Here is a 15,945-nt window from a genome sequence, read left to right as displayed (position 1 = left end):
TCGCGGGGGCGCTCGGCGACGGCGAGGCGCCCCCGGCCCGGCCGATCACCCCCGGGCCGGGGGCGCCACCGCCCCGTGGCCCGTACCGGCGCTTCGACGAAACCACGGCCCGCCCCCCGAAGCAGTGCCCCGGCGAAGGGCGGTACTCCCGCCCCCGAGCAGTCCCCCGACCGGCTCGGGAGCGGCAGGACTCATCCCCGCAGGTGCCCCAGCACCGACCGCATCGCGTGCTCCACGGCGGCGCGTGCCTCGTCGGTGTGGTCGAGCGTCTCGAACCCGTGGTGGCCGAGCGGCACGTCGATCACCTCGACATCGGCCCCGCAGTCCTCGGCGGCGGCCAGGAACTCCTCGCCCGACGCCGCGATCTCCGGGATGTCCAGCTCCACCCGGGTCAGCACGATCGGCAGCCGGCCCGCGGAACGCAGCGCGGCCGCCGGACGGAACCGGGACTCCCCGAGCCCCCAGGCCGGCATCGGCGCGAGCATGGCGTAGGTCGCCGCCACGCACCGCAGCCACGGCGGCGGCGTCGCGAGCCAGTCCGCGGACAGCAGTGCGCCGCCGGAGAAGAACCACAGGGCGACCCGTTCCCCGTCGACGCGCGGATCGGCTCGGACGAGTTCGACCGCCGCCGCGACGTCCTCGGCGGACTGCTCGTAGGAGCGGGTGTCGTGCAACCGGTGCTCCATCGTCACGCCGACCGCTCCCAGACTCGCCGCGTACCGGCCGTAGCCCACGAAGGCCGGCCACTCCCGCGGCCTGGGCCGCATGCCGGGGGGAACGGGGCCGCCGTGGACGAACACCACGGCCGGCCTGGGGCCGTCGGCGTCGGGCAGGTACAGGTCGACGTGCCCCACCCGCTCGCGCCCACGCTCCGGTACGTCCAGCACGAAGGGCCGGTGGAGTGCGGGCTGCTCCGGTGCGGACAGCCGGTGCCCTTCGCCCGCGGCGGCCCGGAGCAGTACCTCGGCCAGCTCGTCGGGGCAGGACAGCATCGGCCAGTGCCCGGTCGCGAGTTCGAAGATGCCCACCCTGGGGTCGAGGAGCGGCTTGAAGCGCGGCTCTCCCATGCGTGCCACGGTCTCGACCATGGCGATGCTCAGCCCGTTGGCGGTGCACAGGATGCCGGACGTCGGAATCCCGGAGGCCGCCCCCGACAGCCGCAGCGGCCGGCTGAACGTGCCCAGCGGCTGCGGTGCGGCAAGCTCGACCAGCCGGGCCAGTGAGTCCGCCGGGACGCCGGCGGTGCTGCCCAGGGACGGCCAGTCGTCGAGCGACGGCGGGGAGATCAGTCCGCTGTCCTCGGCCTGCCGCAGCAGCCGGTCCCGGACCGCCGGGTCGGGCAGCAGGTCGAGGACCGACTCACCGTCCAGGACCAGGCCCGCGTCCAGGTAGACGATCCGGGAGATCCGCTCGGGGCGCCGGTCGGCGGCGCCCAGCACGGGGTGGATGCCGTAGTCGTGGCCGACGATGACCAGTTCCGGAGCGTCCACCTGGTCGATCAGTCGCACCAGGTCCTCGATGTGGGTGTCCAGATCCGTGTCGGGACCCGCGAGATCGCGGCCCTCGCCCATGCCGGTGAGTGTCACCGGGTGCACCTCGGCCCCCGACTCCCGCAGCCGGGCGGCCACCTCCTGCCAGATCCAGCCGCCGGTGTAGCTGCCCGGCACCAGCACGAACGCAGTCATGATCGTCTCCTTGCACGTCTCGGTCCGCACGGTCGGCCCCGGAGGCCGCCCGCGCTCCCCGGTACGGTAGGAACTCCCCCTGAGGGAGGTTCAAGCCTTGAGTCCTGAAAGCACGTTGAGCATCGGAGAACTGGCCGAGCGCGCGGGCGTCACCGTGAAGACCGTCCGCTTCTACTCGGACCGCGGACTGCTGCCCGAGGCCGGCCGCAGCACCGGGGGGCACCGCCGGTACGCCCCCGAGGCGCTCGGGAGGCTCCGCCTGATCCGCTCGCTGCGCACCCTCGACCTGCCGGTCCCGGAGGTGGGCCGGGTCCTGGACCGGGAGGGCGCGCTGGAGGACGTCATCGCGGGGCAGCTGAAGGAGCTCGGCTCGCAGCTGGCCGCCCTGCGCTGGCGGGAGGCCGCCCTCCAGCTGCTCCGGGACTGCACCGCCGAGGAGCGCGTCGACCGGCTGCGCCTGATCGGTGCCGTGGCCACCCCGCCCAGCACGGCCCCGATGGTGCGGTTCTGGCGCCAGGTACTGCCCGCGCGGCTGCCGGCCCGGTTGTTCTCCTCGATCGTCGAAGCGGCGGTTCCGCAACCGCCCGCGGATCCGACCCCGGCCCAGGTGCTGGCCTTCGCCCGGCTGCACGCCCTCACCTCCGAAGCCCGCCTGGGCCACTGCCGACCGGAATCCCACTGCCAGGGCAAGGACCCGGCCGTGCTCTACGACGGCCTGGCCGAGGCGTACGGGCTGGCCGCTCCGGACCTGCGGGCGCGGGCGCGGCCGTACGAGGGCGAGGCGCTCGACTGCTTCGTCGCCGCCCACGCCCGCTTCCACCGGACGCGGGACACCCCGGCCTTCCGCAGCCGGCTCAGCGGCCTGCTGGCCCAGTCGGCGGACTCCGTCATGGACGGCTACTGGCAGCTCGGCGCCGAACTGTCCACGTCGGCGGAGCCGACCCTCGGTGCCACCGACGACTGGCTGCGCGCCGCCCTGGACAGCCAGGTCGACCAGGCGGCGCGCTGACGCCTTCGGGGCGCGGGGCCGGCGCGGGAATCCGCCGGACAGGCCCGAAAGGTGTCTGCTGGCTCGCGTCGGCGGGCCGGAAGCGGGGCCCGGTCCTACGCTGGAGGGGATCCGCCCGCCGCTGCCCGGGAGTGCCGCCATGACCGTCACCGATGCCGCACAGGTGCACTGGGAGGCCGCAGCGGCCCTGCGGCAGGCCGACCCCCAGCTGGCCGATCTGCTGGCCGCCGAGGCGGTCCGCCGGGCCGAGAGCCTGCAGCTGCTGGCGGGGGAGAACGTCACCAGCCCGGCGGTGCTGGCGGCGCTGGGCGGACCGCTGATCGACAAGTACGCCGAGGGCTACCCGGGGCGGCGGCACCACGCGGGCTGTGCGCTGGCGGACGCCGCCGAGCTGCTGGCGATCGACCGGGCCAGGCAGCTGTTCGCCGCCGAGCACGCCAACGTCCAGCCCCGGTCGGCCACTTCGGCGATGCTCGCGGCCTACGCGGCACTGCTGCGGCCCGGTGACGTGGTGCTGGCGATGTCCCTGCAGCACGGCGGGCATCTCAGCTGCGGCTCGCGGGCGAACTTCTCCGGCCGCTGGTTCGACTTCATCGGTTACGGGGTGCGCGAGGACGACCAGTTGATCGATCTCGACCAGGTGCGCGAACTGGCGAGACTGCACCGGCCGAAAGCCATCGTCGCGGGCGGAATTTCCTATCCCCGACATCTGGACTGGGCCGGATTCCGGAAGATCGCAGACGAAGTGGACGCCTATCTGATCGCCTCCGTCGCCCAGATCACCGGACTGATCGCCGGGGGAGTGGCCCCCTCGCCGGTGCCGTACGCGGATGTGACCGTGGCCGCCACGCACAAGCTGCTGCGCGGCCCGCGCGGTGGGCTGCTGCTCTGCTCGGCCGAGTTGGCCGAGCGGGTGGACCGGGCGGTGTTCCCGTTCAGTCAGGGCGGGGCGGCGATGAACGAGGTGGCGGGCAAGGCGGTGGCCTTCGCCGAGGCCGCAACGGCGGCGTTCGCCGAGTACCTGCACCGGGCGGTGGACGGTGCCCGCGCCCTGGGCGAGGTGCTGGCGGCCGCGGGGGCCCGGCCGCAGACCGGCGGCACCGACACCCACCTGGTGACCGCCGACGTCAGCCCGCTCGGGCTGAGCGGCCGGGAGGCCGAGCAGCGCTGCGCGGCGGCCGGGCTGATGCTCGGCAAGTGCGCGCTGCCGTACGACCCGGCACCCGCGGCCGAGGGGTCGGGCATCAGGCTCGGTACCGGCGCGCTGGCCGCCCAGGGCCTGGGGCGGAGCGAGTTCGCCGAGGTCGGGGCACTGATCGGGCGGCTGCTGACCGACGGCCCCGACCCCGTGATCGGCGCCCGGGTGCGGGAGCTGGCGGCGGCCTTCGGGGTGCGCTGAGCGGGGCCGGGGTCGCGTCGGCGGCGGAGAAAACGGGGGTGAGGCGAACCGCGGTGCGCACCTGCTCGTCCGACTCAATAAGGTGTGCACCGTGGCGTCGCACCTCGAACCCCTGACAAGCACGGGAGTACCTTCGGTACTCGACCGTCGGACCGTCGCGCTGGAGGCCAGTGGTGCGTGAGTATCTGCTGGTGCTGTTCGTCACCGCGGCCGTCACCTACCTGCTGACCGGTCCGGTACGGAAGTTCGCCATCGTCGCGGGTGCGATGCCGGCGGTCCGCGAACGCGACGTACACCGGGAACCGACGCCCCGGCTCGGCGGGATCGCGATGTTCGGCGGTCTGTGCGCCGGGTTGCTGGTGGCCTCGCAGCTGACCAACCTGGGCCACCTGTTCATCCAGACCGCCGACGTGCGGGCGCTGCTCTCCGGTGCCGGGATCATGTGGATCCTGGGCGTGCTGGACGACAAGTGGGGCGTGGACGCCCTGGTGAAGCTCGGCGGTCAGATGATCGCCGGCGGTGTCATGGTCTGGCAGGGCGTGACCGTGATCTCGATTCCGGTCCCCGGCTTCGGCACGGTATCGGTCACCCCGACCATGGGGATGATCATTTCGGTGACCCTGGTCGTCGTCATGGTGAACGCGGTGAACTTCATCGACGGCCTGGACGGCCTGGCGGCCGGCATGGTCTGCATCGCCGCGACCGCGTTCTTCCTGTACTCCTACCGGCTCTGGTACGGGTACGGCATCAACGACGCCGCCCCCGCCGTGCTCTTCAGCGCGGTGCTGATCGGGATGTGCCTGGGCTTCCTGCCGCACAACCTGCACCCGGCGCGGATCTTCATGGGCGACTCGGGCTCGATGATGCTCGGACTGATGCTCGCCGTGGCGGCTATTTCGATCACCGGTCGTGTCGACCCCGATCTGATCACCGACCAGACCGGTTCGCAGACCACCACCGTGCACGAACTGGTGCCGATCTACATTCCGCTGCTGCTGCCGCTGACCGTGATCGCGCTGCCGCTGGCCGACCTGCTGCTCGCCGTGGTGCGCCGCACCTGGGCCGGCAAGTCGCCGTTCGCGGCCGACAAGCAGCACCTGCACCACCGCCTGCTGGAGGTCGGCCACTCGCACAGCCGGGCCGTGCTGATCATGTATTTCTGGGCCGCGCTGATCGCCTTCGGCACCGTGGCCTTCTCCTCGATGCCGGGCGCCGGCCGGGCGCTGGTGCTGAGCATCGCCGGGCTCTGCCTGGTCGGCATCGTGGTGCTGCTGATGCCGCGCTTCCGGCCGCACGCCCCGCGCGCCGTACAGGCGTTCGTGCCGCCGCGGTACCGCAAGGCCGTCGGCCGCGGGGCCGAGGCCGCGGCCGAGCTGCCGGCGATGGCGGAGCTGTCCGCCGAGGACAAGGAGCTGCTCGGCCGGATCGGCACCGGGGCCACCGCGGCCGGTGGTCGAGGTGACCGGAACAGCTGATTGGCCGTCAACTTCCGTTCACTCGATGGACGGTATCGTTGAGCCGTCGGTGTGACAGGGGCCACACCTTCATGGTAAAGCTCTAATCAAATAGTTTGTGATACCGTTCACGAGTACCGAGAACACGCCGAAAGATCTGACAGCTGCAGGACTCCTGTCCCTGGTCGGTCTGCCTCGACGGTCCCGCTGTCGAGTGGCCGGACTCCGGCGGACGTTCTCGGTGCGGTGTCATCACCGCGTACTCTGTGCCCGTCCCCATTTCGCCGACATGCCGCCGGAGCTGCCGACATGCCGTCCCACGACGCCCGGATTCCTCTCCGTGGCGCCGCAATCCCCACTGCGGTCGCCGGAGTTGTCGCCCTTGCGATCTCCACCGCACTGGTGGGGTCCAAGGGGCTGATCGGTGCACTCTTCGCAACCGTCCTGGTACTGGCCTTCTTCGCCTCGGGACAGATCGCCCTGGATCGGCTGACCAGGAACAATCCGCAGATGCTGCAGGCCGGTGGGCTGCTCGTCTACATGACGCAGATCCTGCTGGTGGGCATCGTGCTGGCGGTGTTCAAGGACACCACCCTCTTCGACACGAAGGCCTTCGGCCTCAGCCTGCTCGGCTGCGCCCTGACCTGGACGGGCTTCCAGGTGCGCGCCGCGATGAAGGCCAAGATCTACTACGTGCAGACCGACTCCGACGAGAAGCAGGATGCGCCGTCGGGGCGTCAACCGTGACAGGACCAGACTGTCCCCCGAGCGAGGGGGGCGGTGTTTATGCGGTACTGACGGACTGCTATCGTCCGTCGCAGCAGCGGAGTGCGGGATGCGGCCAGGTCCCTCCGGTAGTCGGACGGATCGCCCCCCGGACTCGTGAAGTCTTCGAAGGCCCCGCAGCGTCAACCGCAGCGCCGGGCCGGCGAGAAACCCAACTAGTTCCAGTGCCGCTCCGTGGCCCGAGGCCACGCCGACACACCGAGGTTGCCGTAACCATGCGTCATGACGAAGGAGTCTGTGGTGGGTGCTGACGTACAGCTCGCCTCTGAGGCCGGATGCCACCTGTTCTCCGGTTGCGGCTTCCCCGCCCCTGGCCTGAACGAGTTTCAGTTCAAGCCGATCTTCTCGATCGGCGGCGTCGACTTCAACAAGCCGATGCTGCTCTCGATGGTCGCCGCCCTGCTGGTGGTCGGCTTCTTCTGGACCGCCTTCGCCAAGCCGAAGCTCGTTCCCGGCAAGATGCAGCTCGTCGGTGAGATCGCCTACGACTTCGTCAAGCGCAGCATCGTGCTGGAGACGATCGGCAAGAAGGGCGAGAAGTACGTCCCGATGCTGGTCTCGATGTTCTTCTTCGTCTGGTTCATGAACATCATGTCGATCATCCCGTTCGCACAGTTCCCTGTGACGGCGGCGATCGCGTTCCCGGCGGGCCTGGCGGCCATCGTCTGGATCACCTACATGACCCTGACCTTCAAGAAGCACGGCTTCGTCGGCGGTCTGAAGAACCTCTGCTGGCCGTCGGGCATCCCCGGCTGGGTCATGTTCATCCTGGTGCCGATCGAGTTCTTCTCCAACATCTTCGTGCGCCCCTTCACGCTCGCGGTCCGAGCCTTCGCGAACATGTTCGCCGGCCACCTGCTGATCGTGATGTTCTCCGTCGCCTCCTGGTACCTGCTCAGCCCGAGCATCGGTGCGCTGTACGGCAGCGTCTCCTTCGTGGTCGCCGTCGGCCTCACCGCCTTCGAGCTCCTGGTCCAGTTCCTGCAGGCCTACATCTTCGTGATGCTGGCCAGCAGCTACATCGCCGGTGCGCTTGAGGAAGCGCACTGAGCCCGCTGAACCACCCGCTCCACCCCTAGTCGTCCGGTGGCCAATCACCACCGGGTTCCACCCCCCTGAAAGGGACAGCTGAAAATGAGCGCTCTCGCCGCCTCCTTTGGCGTCTACGGTTCCGTTGCCTCCATCGGTTACGGCCTCGCCGCGATCGGCCCCGGCATCGGCGTTGGTCTGATCTTCGGCAACGGTGTGCAGGCCATGGCCCGCCAGCCCGAGGCTGCCGGTCTGATCCGCTCCAACATGTTCATCGGCTTCGCCCTCACCGAGGCGCTCGCCCTGATCGGCATCGTCATGCCGTTCGTCTTCGGCAAGGGCCCGCAGTAAGCCCGCTTAGACCCTTCAGAGGGAAGGTCCAGATATGAGCATCGCGACTCAGCTCGCGGAAGAGGCGCAGATGAACCCGCTTCTTCCGGACACGGTCGAGATCATCATCGGCCTGCTCTGCTTCTTCATCGTCTTCGGCATCCTCGGCAAGAAGCTCCTCCCCAGCATTGAGAAGGTGCTGTCGGAGCGTCGGGACGCCATCGAGGGCGGCATGGAGCGTGCGCAGACCGCCCAGGCCGAGGCTCAGGCCCTGCTTGAGCAGTACCGCGCTGAGCTCGCCGAGGCGCGTCACGAGGCCGCCCGCATCACCGAGCACGCTCGCGAGCAGGGCGCCGTCCTGATCGCCGAGATGCGCGAGGAGGGCCAGCGCCAGCGCGACGCGATCGTCACCGCCGGCCACGCCCAGATCGAGGCTGACAAGAAGCAGGCGACTGCCGCCCTGCGCCAGGACGTCGGTTCGCTCGCCACCCAGCTGGCGACCCGCATCGTGGGCGAGTCCCTGGAGGACCACGCCCGCCAGAGCGGCGTGATCGACCGCTTCCTGGACGAGCTGGAGGCCAAGGCCGCCGTTGCCCAGGGCGCGGCCAAGTGATCGGCGCCAGCCGCGAGGCCCTGGCGGCCGGTCGCGAGAACCTGGAGAGCCTGACCGACAACACCTCGGTGGACTCGGCCAAGCTCGCCGAGGAGCTCGCCGCTGTGACCGCTCTGCTGGACCGCGAGGTCTCGCTGCGCCGCGTGCTGACCGACCCTTCGCGGTCGGGCCAGGACAAGGCCCAGCTGGTCTCCTCGCTGCTGTCCGGCCAGGTCTCCGGCGAGACGGTGGACCTGGTCTCCGGACTGGTCCGGTCCCGTTGGTCCGGTTCCCGTGACCTGGTCGACGCCGCCGAGGAACTCGCCGCCTACGCCGAGATCATCGCGGCGGAGAAGGCCGGCTCGCTGGACGACGTCGAGGACGAGCTGTTCCGCTTCGGCCGCGTGGTCGCCGGTTCGCACGAGCTGCGGTCCGCGCTCACCGAGCCCAAGGCCGGTGTCGCCGAGAAGACGGCACTGATCAAGAAGCTGCTGGGCGGCCGTGCCAACCCGGGCACCGTCCGCCTGGTCACGTCCCTGGTCACCAACCCGCGTGGCCGTAGCCTGGAACAGGGCCTGGAGTCCTACTCCAAGCTCGCCGCCGCCCGGCGCGACCGTGTGGTGGCCCTGGTCACCGCGGCCGTCCCGCTGTCGGACCGCCAGAAGGAGCGGCTCGCCGCTGCGCTGGGCGGGCTGTACGGCCGCCAGGTGCACCTGAACATCGACATCGACCCCGAGGTCGTCGGCGGTGTCCGGGTGCAGATCGGTGACGAGATCATCGACGGCACCGTGTCGAGCCGCCTCGAAGGCGCTCGCCAGGCCCTCGAGGGCTGAGCACCAGCACCATCCGACCCTCGGTCGGGCGCCGGCTCAACAAGAGCCGGTAAATCGTACGGCCGGTTCATACGACCCGGCCGAGAGTCGAGTACTTGCGGCCCTCAATGGCGGGCCGAGGATCGCAAACTAGGAGAGCAGGGAAGCCTGATGGCGGAGCTTACGATCCGTCCGGAGGAGATCCGGGACGCGCTGGCCGACTTTGTCCAGTCGTACCAGCCGGACGCCGCCTCGCGTGAAGAGGTCGGCACGGTCACTGACGCGGCAGACGGTATCGCCCATGTCGAGGGTCTGCCCTCGGTCATGGCCAACGAGCTGCTGAAGTTCGAGGACGGCACCCTCGGTCTCGCGCTGAACCTCGACAGCCGTGAGATCGGTGTCGTCATCCTCGGCGAGTTCGGCGGCATCGAGGAGGGCCAGACGGTCCGCCGCACCGGCGAGGTCCTCTCCGTCCCGGTCGGCGAGGGCTACCTCGGCCGCGTCGTCGACCCGCTGGGCAACCCGATCGACGGCCTGGGCGAGATCGCCTCCGAGGGCCGCCGCGCCCTGGAGCTGCAGGCCCCCGGCGTCATGGTCCGCAAGTCGGTCCACGAGCCGATGCAGACCGGTATCAAGGCCATCGACGCGATGACCCCGATCGGCCGCGGCCAGCGTCAGCTGATCATCGGCGACCGCCAGACCGGCAAGACCGCGGTGGCGATCGACACGATCATCAACCAGAAGGACAACTGGCGCTCCGGCGACCCGAAGAAGCAGGTCCGCTGCATCTACGTCGCCATCGGCCAGAAGGGCTCCACCATCGCGTCCGTCCGCGGCGCCCTGGAGGAGGCCGGCGCGCTGGAGTACACCACCATCGTGGCTGCTCCCGCCTCCGACCCGGCCGGCTTCAAGTACCTCGCCCCGTACACCGGTTCGGCCATCGGCCAGCACTGGATGTACGACGGCAAGCACGTCCTGATCATCTTCGACGACCTGTCGAAGCAGGCCGAGGCCTACCGCTCCGTCTCCCTGCTGCTGCGTCGTCCGCCGGGCCGTGAGGCCTACCCGGGTGACGTCTTCTACCTGCACTCCCGCCTCCTGGAGCGCTGCGCCAAGCTCTCCGACGAGCTGGGCGCCGGCTCGATGACCGGTCTGCCGATCATCGAGACCAAGGCCAACGACGTCTCGGCGTACATCCCGACCAACGTCATCTCCATCACCGACGGCCAGTGCTTCCTGGAGTCCGACCTGTTCAACGCGGACATCCGTCCGGCCGTGAACGTCGGCATCTCGGTCTCCCGCGTCGGTGGCTCCGCCCAGATCAAGGCCATGAAGTCGGTCGCCGGCCGTCTGCGCCTGGACCTGGCCCAGTACCGCGAGCTCGAGGCGTTCGCCGCCTTCGGTTCCGACCTGGACGCGGCCTCCAAGGCCCAGCTGGAGCGCGGTGCGCGCATGGTCGAGCTGCTGAAGCAGGGCCAGTACCAGCCGTTCCCGGTCGAGGAGCAGGTCGTCTCCATCTGGGCCGGCACCACCGGCAAGCTGGACGACGTCCCGGTCGCCGACATCCGTCGTTTCGAGCGCGAGTTCCTGGACCACCTGCGCATCGAGAAGAAGGACCTGCTGGCCGCGATCGTCGAGACCCAGAAGCTCGAGGACGGCACCATCGACGCCCTGACCGAGGCGATCAACGCCTTCAAGCTGGGCTTCACCACGGCTGACGGCAAGCTGCTCTCCGAGCAGGCCTGAGTCCGGTAGCGAGGGAAAGGACTTAAGCGACCCATGGGAGCACAGCTTCGGGTCTACAAGCGCCGGATCCGCTCTGTCACCGCGACGAAGAAGATCACCAAGGCGATGGAGATGATCTCCGCAGCGCGCATCGTCAAGGCGCAGCGCGCGGTGGCCGCCTCCACTCCGTACGCCGATGAGCTCACCCGGGCGGTGACGGCGGTGGCCACCCGGTCCAACGCCAAGCACCCGCTCACCACCGAGAAGCCGGGCGCCTCGCGCGCCGCGGTCCTGCTGGTCACGGCCGACCGTGGTCTGGCGGGCGGTTACTCGACCAACGCCATCAAGCAGGCGGCCGCTCTGACCGAGCGGCTGAAGGCCGAGGGCAAGGACGTGGTGACGTACATCGTCGGCCGCAAGGGTGTCTCGTACTACGCGTTCCGCAACCTCGAGGTCGCGAACTCGTGGACGGGCTTCTCCGACAAGCCGACGTACGCGGACGCCAAGACCGTGGCGAGCGAGCTGATCGAGGCCTTCACGGCCGAGACCGGCGGCGTGGACGAGCTGCACCTGGTCTCCACCAAGTTCGTGTCCATGCTGACGCAGAACGCGGTGGACGCCCGGCTGCTGCCGCTGAAGCTGGACGAGGTCCAGCTCAGCGACGAGTCGGAGGCCAAGCACCAGATCTTCCCGCTGTACGACTTCGAGCCGTCGGCCGAGGGCGTCCTGGACGCCCTGCTGCCGCGCTACGTCGAGAGCCGGATCTACAACGCTCTGCTGCAGTCGGCCGCTTCGGAGCACGCCGCTCGCCGGCGCGCGATGAAGAGCGCGACCGACAATGCCGGCGAGCTCATCAAGTCGCTGACGCGGCTTGCCAACTCGGCCCGCCAGGCCGAGATCACCCAGGAAATCAGCGAGATCGTCGGTGGCGCCAACGCGCTCGCTGACGCGAGCCGCGGGAGCGAATGAGTATGACCACCACTGTTGAGCCGACGGGCGCCGGACTGGCCACGGGCCGCGTCGCCCGGGTCATCGGCCCGGTCGTCGACGTGGAGTTCCCCGTCGACGCGATTCCGGAGATGTTCAACGCCCTGCACGTCGAGGTGGACAACCCCGACGGCACGGGCAAGAAGAAGCTGACCCTCGAGGTCGCCCAGCACCTCGGCGACGGCGTGGTCCGCGGCATCTCGATGCAGCCGACCGACGGTCTGGTCCGTGGCGCCCAGGTCGTCGACACCGGTGCGGCGATCTCCGTCCCGGTCGGTGACGTCACCAAGGGCAAGGTGTTCAACGCCCTCGGCGACGTGCTGAACGTCGACGCGGACGAGTTCAACGCCCAGGTCACCACCCGCTGGCCGATCCACCGCAAGGCCCCGAACTTCTCCGAGCTCGAGTCCAAGACGGAGATGTTCGAGACCGGTATCAAGGTCATCGACCTGCTGACCCCGTACGTCCAGGGTGGCAAGATCGGTCTGTTCGGTGGTGCCGGTGTCGGCAAGACCGTTCTGATCCAGGAGATGATCTACCGCGTCGCCGAGAACTTCGGTGGTGTGTCGGTCTTCGCCGGTGTCGGTGAGCGTACCCGTGAGGGCAACGACCTGATCGACGAGATGGTCGGCTCCGGCGTTCTGGACAAGACCGCCCTGGTCTTCGGCCAGATGGACGAGCCGCCGGGCACCCGTCTGCGCGTGGCGCTGTCCGCGCTGACCATGGCGGAGTACTTCCGCGATGTGCAGAAGCAGGACGTGCTGCTCTTCATCGACAACATCTTCCGGTTCACCCAGGCCGGTTCCGAGGTGTCGACCCTGCTCGGCCGTATGCCCTCCGCGGTGGGTTACCAGCCGAACCTGGCCGACGAGATGGGCCTCCTGCAGGAGCGCATCACCTCGACCCGCGGTCACTCGATCACCTCGATGCAGGCGATCTACGTCCCCGCGGACGACCTGACCGACCCGGCCCCGGCCACCACCTTCGCCCACCTGGACGCGACCACCGTTCTGTCGCGCCCGATCTCGGAGAAGGGCATCTACCCGGCCGTCGACCCGCTGGACTCGACGTCCCGCATCCTGGACCCGCGGTACATCGCGCAGAACCACTACGACACGGCCGTCCGCGTCAAGGGGATCCTGCAGAAGTACAAGGACCTCCAGGACATCATCGCGATCCTCGGTATCGACGAGCTGTCCGAGGAAGACAAGATCACGGTGCAGCGTGCCCGCCGCATCGAGCGCTTCCTCTCGCAGAACACCTACGTGGCGAAGCAGTTCACCGGTGTCGAGGGTTCGACCGTCCCGCTGTCGGAGACCATCGAGGCCTTCAACGCGATCGCGGACGGCAAGTACGACTCCGTTCCGGAGCAGGCCTTCTTCATGTGCGGTGGCATCGAGGACCTCGAGCGCAACGCTGCCGAGCTGGCGAAGAAGTAATCGCCCGGCCGGATGATGGCTGAGTGACCGTGAGGGGTGGTCCCCGTCTCCTGGGGGCCACCCCTCACGGCGCAAGCGGCTGTGATCCCGGTCATCTCCGTGTCCTTGGTTTCATCCCGGGGGCGCGGGCCCGTTATTCTTACCGAAACTGCCGAGTAATCGGGGCCTGCTCCGACTTCTCGGCGAGAGCCTAGGAGCCCACGTTGGCTGAGCTGCACGTCGAGCTGGTCGCAGCCGACCGCAAGGTGTGGTCCGGTGCGGCCACCATCGTTGTCGCCCGTACGGCCTCCGGTGACACCGGCATCATGCCGGGACACACCCCGGTGCTGAGCGTGCTGGAGACCGGCCCGGTCACCATCCGCACCACCGATGGCGGCACCGTCATCGCCGCGGTGCACGGCGGTTTCATCTCGTTCGCCAACAACAAGCTGTCGCTGCTCGCGGAGATCGCCGAGCTGGCGGACGAGATCGACGTCGCCCGTGCCGAGCGGGCGCTCGAGCAGGCGAAGCTCGAGCTGGACGAGCACGCCGAGCGCCGCGCCGAGGTCCGCCTCTTCGCGGCTCGCGGCCTGAAGGCCGCCTGAGCGTAGTTTGACCGACGGTCCCGGGGACGCGAGAGCGTGACCCCGGGACTGTCGTATCAGTTGGTAGGTCAGTGCGGTCGCTTGATACGACCGATACGGGGAACGCAGGTCAGCGAGGAGGTCGGTGAGCATGGTCCTCGCCCTTGTGGTGTGTGCGGCGGTCGTGGGCCTTGGGATCCTGGGGCTGGTGGCCTTCGCGGTGCGCCGCCGCGTGATCCAGCGCGTGGGCGGGACGTTCGACTGCAGCTACCGCCTCAAAATGCCGGCAGACGCCTCCACGCAGCCAGACCTCGACGAGACCGGCAAGCCCATCCCAGCCTCCACCCCGAAGTCCGGGGCAGACGGCAAGGGGTGGGTTTTTGGTATCGGGCGGTACAGCGGCGACTGCATCGAGTGGTTCCGGGTCTTCTCCTACGCGCCCCGTCCGCGCAAGATCCTCCCCCGTACCGAGATCGAGGTGCTCGGCCGCCGCTACCCCGAGGGCCAGGAGGAACTCGCCCTGCTCTCCGGCTCGGTGGTGCTCCGCTGCCTCCACAGCGGCGCCCCCCTCGAACTCGCCATGAGCGAGGACGCCCTCACCGGCTTCCTCGCCTGGCTGGAAGCCGCCCCGCCCGGGCAGAGGGTCAACGTCGCGTAGCGGCGGACCCTCGGGTCGGGGGCACCACCCGCCCGGAGGGTGGGGGCGGGTCAACGTCGCGTAGCGGCGGACCCTCGGGTCGGGGGCGGGTCAACGTCGCGTGACTTTTGATCGCCAGCTCGGGCGGTTCGTCCGGGTTTCGATGACTGCTGTGGCCCTGGAGCCGTGGTCCTGCCCGAGGGGTCGGCCAAGGATTCTGTGATCGGTACCGCAATCACGGGTGGGCCGTGCGAGGCGTGACTAGGCTGCGGACATGGTCAATCTCACGCGTATCTACACCCGTACCGGCGACGACGGGACCACCGCGCTCGGGGACATGAGCCGCACCACCAAGACGGACCCGCGGCTGATCGCGTACGCCGACGCGAACGAGGCCAATGCGGCGCTCGGTGTCGCCATCGCGGCCGGCGCGCTGCCCGAGGACGTGGTCGCCGTGCTGACCCGGGTGCAGAACGACCTCTTCGACGTGGGGGCGGACCTCGCCACGCCGGTCATCGAGAACCCCAAGTACCCGCCGCTGCGCGTGCAGCAGAGCTACATCGACCGGCTGGAGGCCGACTGCGACCACTATCTGGAGCAGTTGGAGAAGCTGCGCAGCTTCATCCTGCCCGGGGGGACACCGGGTGCGGCCTACCTGCACCTGGCGTGCACGGTGGTCCGGCGGGCCGAGCGGGCTACCTGGGCGGCGATCGAGGTGCACGGTGAGTCGGTGAACCCGCTCACGGCGAAGTACCTGAACCGGCTGTCGGACCTGCTGTTCATCCTGGCGCGGGCGGCGAACAAGGAGCGCGGGGACGTGCTGTGGGTGCCGGGGGAGAACCGCTAGCGGGGGCGCTTGGGGAAGACCGTGTAGCTGGCGGCGATGACCAGGTTGATGCCGGTGACCCATGCCATGGTGCGGTACCACCGGGTGAGGGCGGCGGTCCTGGCGGCATCGCCGACCAGGGCGGTCATCCCGGCGATCAGGGCGACCGTGACGACGGCGGAGAGCAGGGTGCGGGCGAAGATCCTCCACTCGTGGACGGCGCGGGCGCTTCCGTACCGCGGCGGTTTCGCCGGGGGCGGACCGCCCGCGAAGCGGTGGGCGAAGTGGCCGTCCGCCCGGGTCACCAGGTAGTGCCCGTAGCCGACGGAGAAGCCTACGTACGACGCGGCCAGGCCGTGCGTCCAGTCGGCCACCGTGCCGTGCCGCAGGTCCTGCACGGTGGCGGCGAGCAGCAGCAGGTCGATCAGCGGCAGGGCCACCAGCAGGGCCGCGCTCACCCGCCGCCACCTGAGCAGGTAGCGTGCGGCCAGCGCGGCCGCGAGGACCATCCAGAAACCGATCTCGCCGGCGACGATCAGGGAAACCATGCCCTCGATCGTCCGGGAACGGGCGGTGGGCGCGCATCGTCGCGCCTGCCGATCCGCGGCTGCATCCTTCGATGTACGTCCTCTCCGCCGTCCGGCCCTCGGCGGGTGCGGCGGCGGATGGTGT

At 69.7% G+C, this 15,945-nt stretch carries 16 protein-coding genes; 14 read left to right on the top strand and 2 right to left on the bottom strand.

Features of this window, described 5'->3' with window-relative positions; all coding sequences use genetic code 11:
• Positions 1 to 191: 191 nt before the first annotated feature.
• The gene (locus ACWDAK_RS11050; RefSeq protein WP_427393794.1) at positions 192 to 1,685 is read right to left on the bottom strand and encodes an alpha/beta fold hydrolase; all 1,494 of its coding nucleotides are present in this window, start codon (positions 1,683 to 1,685) and stop codon (positions 192 to 194) included.
• A 97-nt stretch (positions 1,686 to 1,782) separates the two neighbouring features.
• Here ACWDAK_RS11050 and ACWDAK_RS11045 point away from each other — a divergent pair, with 97 nt between their 5' ends.
• From ACWDAK_RS11045 to ACWDAK_RS10980, 14 genes are all read left to right on the top strand, one after another.
• On the top strand, positions 1,783 to 2,694 hold the full coding sequence (locus ACWDAK_RS11045; protein ID WP_427393793.1) for a helix-turn-helix domain-containing protein: 912 nt from the start codon (positions 1,783 to 1,785) through the stop codon (positions 2,692 to 2,694).
• A 139-nt stretch (positions 2,695 to 2,833) separates the two neighbouring features.
• Positions 2,834 to 4,093 (top strand): serine hydroxymethyltransferase, encoded by a 1,260-nt coding sequence (locus tag ACWDAK_RS11040; protein ID WP_344639456.1) that lies wholly within the window; start codon positions 2,834 to 2,836, stop codon positions 4,091 to 4,093.
• A gap of 173 nt (positions 4,094 to 4,266) precedes the next feature.
• Positions 4,267 to 5,568: an MraY family glycosyltransferase gene (locus ACWDAK_RS11035; protein WP_344639457.1), complete on the top strand. Its 1,302-nt coding sequence runs from the start codon at positions 4,267 to 4,269 to the stop codon at positions 5,566 to 5,568.
• A 288-nt stretch (positions 5,569 to 5,856) separates the two neighbouring features.
• Positions 5,857 to 6,294, top strand: coding sequence for a hypothetical protein (locus ACWDAK_RS11030; protein ID WP_344639458.1), 438 nt, complete (start codon positions 5,857 to 5,859; stop codon positions 6,292 to 6,294).
• A 261-nt stretch (positions 6,295 to 6,555) separates the two neighbouring features.
• Complete coding sequence (gene atpB / locus ACWDAK_RS11025; protein ID WP_344639459.1) at positions 6,556 to 7,383, top strand: F0F1 ATP synthase subunit A; 828 nt, start codon at positions 6,556 to 6,558, stop codon at positions 7,381 to 7,383.
• A gap of 84 nt (positions 7,384 to 7,467) precedes the next feature.
• Positions 7,468 to 7,713 carry an ATP synthase F0 subunit C gene (atpE, locus tag ACWDAK_RS11020; RefSeq protein WP_344639460.1) on the top strand — a complete coding sequence of 82 codons (246 nt, stop codon included), beginning with the start codon at positions 7,468 to 7,470 and terminating at the stop codon, positions 7,711 to 7,713.
• Between the two features lie 34 nt (positions 7,714 to 7,747).
• Complete coding sequence (locus tag ACWDAK_RS11015) at positions 7,748 to 8,305, top strand: F0F1 ATP synthase subunit B (RefSeq protein ID WP_344639461.1); 558 nt, start codon at positions 7,748 to 7,750, stop codon at positions 8,303 to 8,305.
• Positions 8,302 to 9,117 (top strand): F0F1 ATP synthase subunit delta, encoded by an 816-nt coding sequence (locus tag ACWDAK_RS11010; RefSeq protein WP_344639462.1) that lies wholly within the window; start codon positions 8,302 to 8,304, stop codon positions 9,115 to 9,117. Before ACWDAK_RS11015 ends, ACWDAK_RS11010 begins: the two co-directional genes overlap by 4 nt.
• A 150-nt stretch (positions 9,118 to 9,267) precedes the next feature.
• A complete protein-coding gene (gene atpA, locus ACWDAK_RS11005) occupies positions 9,268 to 10,842 on the top strand; it encodes a F0F1 ATP synthase subunit alpha (protein WP_344639463.1) in 1,575 nt (524 codons plus the stop codon).
• A 33-nt stretch (positions 10,843 to 10,875) separates the two neighbouring features.
• Positions 10,876 to 11,790 carry a F0F1 ATP synthase subunit gamma gene (locus ACWDAK_RS11000; protein ID WP_344639464.1) on the top strand — a complete coding sequence of 305 codons (915 nt, stop codon included), beginning with the start codon at positions 10,876 to 10,878 and terminating at the stop codon, positions 11,788 to 11,790.
• A gap of 2 nt (positions 11,791 to 11,792) precedes the next feature.
• On the top strand, positions 11,793 to 13,247 hold the full coding sequence (gene atpD, locus ACWDAK_RS10995) for a F0F1 ATP synthase subunit beta (protein ID WP_344639465.1): 1,455 nt from the start codon (positions 11,793 to 11,795) through the stop codon (positions 13,245 to 13,247).
• A gap of 203 nt (positions 13,248 to 13,450) precedes the next feature.
• Complete coding sequence (locus ACWDAK_RS10990) at positions 13,451 to 13,831, top strand: F0F1 ATP synthase subunit epsilon (RefSeq protein WP_344639466.1); 381 nt, start codon at positions 13,451 to 13,453, stop codon at positions 13,829 to 13,831.
• A 130-nt stretch (positions 13,832 to 13,961) separates the two neighbouring features.
• Positions 13,962 to 14,468: a DUF2550 domain-containing protein gene (locus ACWDAK_RS10985; protein ID WP_344639467.1), complete on the top strand. Its 507-nt coding sequence runs from the start codon at positions 13,962 to 13,964 to the stop codon at positions 14,466 to 14,468.
• Between the two features lie 253 nt (positions 14,469 to 14,721).
• Positions 14,722 to 15,294 (top strand): cob(I)yrinic acid a,c-diamide adenosyltransferase, encoded by a 573-nt coding sequence (locus tag ACWDAK_RS10980; RefSeq protein WP_344639468.1) that lies wholly within the window; start codon positions 14,722 to 14,724, stop codon positions 15,292 to 15,294.
• Here ACWDAK_RS10980 and ACWDAK_RS10975 read toward each other — a convergent pair.
• On the bottom strand, positions 15,291 to 15,821 hold the full coding sequence (locus ACWDAK_RS10975) for a hypothetical protein (RefSeq protein ID WP_344639469.1): 531 nt from the start codon (positions 15,819 to 15,821) through the stop codon (positions 15,291 to 15,293). The two genes, ACWDAK_RS10980 and ACWDAK_RS10975, sit on opposite strands and share 4 nt — an antisense overlap.
• Positions 15,822 to 15,945 lie beyond the last annotated feature (124 nt).

The organism is Kitasatospora sp. NPDC001175 (genome assembly GCF_053598215.1).
This window is presented reverse-complemented; position numbering and strand designations above follow the sequence as displayed.